Consider the following 4,347-nt stretch of genomic DNA (forward strand, 5'->3'; position numbering starts at 1 on the left):
GCCTCGCTCCTACAGGTTCGGTGGTCCCTGCAGGAGCGAGGCTTGCCCGCGAATGAAGGCGACTCGGGCTATCAGAACCCGACGCTGGCCTGCACAAAGAACGTGCGCGGCGCACCGACGTACATCCCCGAGTTGTTGTCGCTGGAGCGGGTGAAGTACTGCTTGTCGAAGATGTTTTTCACCCCGGCGCCGACCTTCAGGTTCGACAGCTGCGAACCAAAGTCATACCCACCGCGCACGTTCCAGGTCACGTAGCCCGGAATGTCGCCGTACTGACCATCGGCGGAGCCTTCGGTGATGTAGTTGTTGGTGAAGCTGCCGTCGGCGTTCACCGCAACGCCCGGTGAGCGCTGCTTGGACTGGGCAAACGCGTCGAGGTTGTAGGTCCAGCGGTTGATGTCGTAACGCAGGCCGGCGGTCGCCACCTGGCGCGAATAGAACGGCAGGTCACGGCCCTTGAAGCCTGGAATTTCACCTTCATACACGGCGCGGGTGTAAGTGAACCCGGCGTTGGCGGTCAGGCCGTCGAGCCGTGGGTCCAGTGCCGCCATGTTGTAGTGCACCGACGCCTCGATGCCCTGGTGCGTGGTCGCGCCGAGGTTGGTCCAGCCCGCGTCATTACTGATGTATTGCAACTCTTTATCGAAGTCGATGTAGAACGCCGTCAACTCACCGCCCCACACCTCATTGTTGTAGCGCGTGCCGACTTCATAAGTCTTGGCCTTTTCCGGCTCCAGGCCATTGGCGGGTTCATCCCCCGTGCCACCCTGACCCAGCTGGAAATACTGCAGGCTGCCGAACGAGGTTTCGTAGTTGGCGAACAGCTTCCACTCCTCCGACAGGTGATACATCACGCTCAGGGCAGGCAGTGGCTCGTTGCTTTCGATGCTGCGGTTTTTCTCCGGTACACGTCTGCCGGCGGTATCGAGCACGGAGCGGTCGTGCCAGTCGGTGCTGATGTGTTCGAAGCGGATGCCGGGCGTAATCGTCCAGTTACCGACGTCGATCTTGTTGTCGACGTACACCGAGTTGGCTTCAGTGCCGCCGGTACGATCCTGGTACACATGGCCGTCCGAACCAGGACGAATCACTGGCTCGTTGTTGACCAGCGCCAGGCGGCTCGCCTGCTCGTGCATGCCCTCCTTGAGGTAGCGATAACCGACACTGACTTCCTGGGTGGTCGGACCGACGTCAAACACACGGGACACCCGCGGTTCTATACCGAAGGTGTAATACGTGCGCGGGAACGAGCCCAGGGTTTGCTGATTGCGAGCCGCAATATTGCTGCCACGGAAGCTGTCGGTGTAGTACGTCAGCACTTCGGCCTGAGTGCGATCATCGAGCTGCCGCGTCCACTTGAACGAGACATCCTTGCGGCGCCCGCTGAAGTTGTCGTTATTGCGGTCGGACTGAAACGGATTGGCGTCGTACTGTGCCTGGGTCAGGCCGCCGGGCATGTCGGCGCTGGCGTCGTAGTAGTGAAAGTTGAGGCTGAAATCGTCGACATCGGTGGGCGCCCAGTGCGTCTTGAGCATCACGTCGTCGATGTCATTGCCGTTGTTGCGCTCGCGGTAACCGTTGCCGTTCACGCCGGAATACAACAGCGCCATGCCGATGCCATTGTCGGCGGTGCCGCCGAGGAATGCGGTGTCGATGTGCTTCCAGCCGCCGTGCTGGGACGTTTCCAGGGTGGTGCCGATTTCGCCGGTGGCTTTTTCCGGGATCGCGCGCGTCACGAAGTTGATCACGCCACCGACGTTCTGCGGTCCATAACGCACGGAACCGGCGCCGCGCACCACGTCGATGCTGTCGAGGTTGCCGGAGGAAATCGGCGCCATGGACAGTTGCGGCTGGCCGTAGGGCGCGAAGGCTGCCGGTATGCCGTCGATCAGCACGGTGGAGCGTGGCGACAGGCGCGAGGTCAGGCCGCGCACGCCGACGTTCAGGGAAATGTCGCTGCCGCCGGTGCCGTTGGCGTCCTGCACTTGCACGCCGGGCACGCGCTTCAATACGTCGCCGACGTTCATGGCGCCTTGCTCGACCATCGCTTCGCGGCGGATCACAGTACGTGCGCCGGGATGGTTCTGCACCACCGCCGCGTCGGCATCGCCAAGCCAGTCGCCGACCACTTTGATGTCGGTCATGCCCAGCTCGATCGGGCCGGCCGTTGCGGAAGTCGGCGCCGGCATCAGGGTCACCGAGCCTTGATCGATCTGGTATTGCAGGCCGCTGCCTTGCAGCAATTGGCGCAAGGCCTGTTCCGGCGAGAGGTCGCCGTCGACGGCGGGGGCCTGTTTGCCGGCCACCAGTTCAGGACTGAAGAAAACCTGCAACGACGTTTGCTGACCCAGCTCACTCAAGGCCTGGCCCAACGGTTGCGCGGGAATATGAATGCCGTCGGCGGCAAATGCCTGGGGAAGCGCGGCACTGACGGCCAGCGCGAGCGCAAGCCGCAGCCAAGGTGACTTATTGTTTTTAGCGGTGGTTTTCTTCACGTCGAACATTGTCCTGTAGATCGCAAGAGTGTGCGGCTGTTAATGCAAACCAGTTGCAGTTGGACAAGAAGACGAAGAACTCAAAAAAAACCTGAATCGGTTTGGAAATTAATTGGAAATTATTTCCTGACTGCCGTCATCGAGGGTCCGCACGGCCACCGGCAGAATGCTCGGCAAGGCCTTGAGCAGCGCGTCGGTGTTGTCGGCTTTGAACACGCTGGTCAGGCGCAGATTGCCCACTTTGTCGTTGCCGACCGTCAGCGGCTTCTCGCGGTAGCGCGAGACTTCTGCGGCGACATCGGCAAGGCTGGCGTTGTTGAACACCAGTTTGCCGCTGCGCCACGCGGTCAGTTCCGCCGGATTGACCGCATAAGCGGCGGCAACCACGCCTTTGGCATCGACACGAGTGCCGAGGCCGGCGGTGAGGCTTATCACATCAGGTCCCTGCCCCTGAACCTTGACCGTGCCCTGCTCTACCGCCACCCGGGTTTCGGTCAGTTCGCGGCGCACATCGAAACGCGTGCCGGTGACCGTCACCTTGCCGCTACCCGCCTCGACCACGAAAGGCCGGTGGATGTCGTGCTCGACGCTGAACATGGCCTCGCCTTCCATCAGTTCGATACCGCGACGGTCCTTTTCATAACGCACCAGAACGCGGCTGCGACTGTTCAGGTCGATCACCGAACCGTCGGGCAACGCCACATGACGACGCTCGCCCAAGGCAGTGGAATAGTCGGCCATGTAGGTCGTCGGGTGATTCAACCCGCTGAACAACCCCAAGCCGAGCGCCACGGCCAGCACACTGGCCGCCACCGCATAACGCACCAGCGGCTGACGCTTGCGACGTGCCGGCGGCGTTTCGCACAGGGCTTGCAGACGCTTGGCGGGCAGCAGATCGGCGGCCGTCCACAAGCCCTGCAGCACCTGGAATTCGTCGCGATGTTGGGGATGTTCAGCCAGCCAGGCTTCGAAACGCCGATACGCTTCGACGCCCACGGCCGGTTCCTGCAAACGCACAAACCAGCGCACCGCATCGTCGCGCACCGTTGTTTGCCCGCACGCACAATCACGAGTATCCATCATGGAAGTTCCAGTTTGGCTGGGGATGAGAAAGCGCGGCCGATCATGGGTGCAGTCCGTCGAGGCGGTCGCGCAGATGCCGCAAGGTGCGGATCATATACTTTTCCACCATGTTCTTGGACAGACCCAGGCGTTCGGCGATTTCCGCCTGGGTCAGGCCTTCGATCTTCTGCCAGACAAAGACTTTTCGGCAGTTAACCGGCAGCTCGCAGAGCGCCCGTTCGATGGAATCAGCCAACTGGATCGCCTGCATGAAATGCTCCGGGTCGCCGGTCGAAGACCCACTGTGATCAACCGCCTCCGACTCCATGGCGCCCCGCCGGTCCTCACGCCGATAACCATCCACCGCGATATTGCGCGCGGTCTGGTGCAAATAGGCCCGAGGTTGTTCCACCGCCGACGAATCGGACTCAAGCACCCGCACGAAGGTGTCGTGCGCCAGGTCCTCGGCCTGCTGACGATTTCTCAGGCGACGGGTCCAGGTGCCAACCAACTCTTCGTAATGCTCGAAAAAGCCGTGTCTGCGGGGCAACTTGGGGGTCATTGCGGTGTGCTGTGGAGACGGGGCGTGAATAGTAATGCTTCCTATTAATGGGAAGCAATGGATTCCACATCGCCGGGGTTGCCGTTAGTCACCCAAAGGAGCATTTCAAATCAGAATTGATTTTGTGGCGAGGGAGCTTGCTCCCGCTGGGTTGCGCAGCAGCCCCAAGATTTTCGCAATGCATGCAAATCTTGTGAGTGCTGCGCACTCAAGCGGGAGCAAGCTCCC

3 protein-coding genes are annotated in these 4,347 nt (G+C 61.3%); all 3 read right to left on the reverse strand.

Translation table 11 applies throughout. The features are described from left to right. Positions 1–71 precede the first annotated feature (71 nt). Positions 72–2,495, reverse strand: coding sequence for a TonB-dependent receptor (locus QMX98_RS32645; RefSeq protein ID WP_282411979.1), 2,424 nt, complete (start codon positions 2,493–2,495; stop codon positions 72–74). A 108-nt stretch (positions 2,496–2,603) separates the two neighbouring features. Continuing rightward, positions 2,604–3,578 carry a FecR family protein gene (locus QMX98_RS32650; protein WP_282411980.1) on the reverse strand — a complete coding sequence of 325 codons (975 nt, stop codon included), beginning with the start codon at positions 3,576–3,578 and terminating at the stop codon, positions 2,604–2,606. Positions 3,579–3,618: 40 nt separating this feature from the next. Continuing rightward, positions 3,619–4,119 (reverse strand): sigma-70 family RNA polymerase sigma factor, encoded by a 501-nt coding sequence (locus tag QMX98_RS32655; RefSeq protein WP_282411981.1) that lies wholly within the window; start codon positions 4,117–4,119, stop codon positions 3,619–3,621. Positions 4,120–4,347 lie beyond the last annotated feature (228 nt).

The sequence above is a fragment of the Pseudomonas sp. PS02303 genome (genome assembly GCF_029959925.1).
Lineage (GTDB): Bacteria > Pseudomonadota > Gammaproteobacteria > Pseudomonadales > Pseudomonadaceae > Aquipseudomonas > Aquipseudomonas mandelii.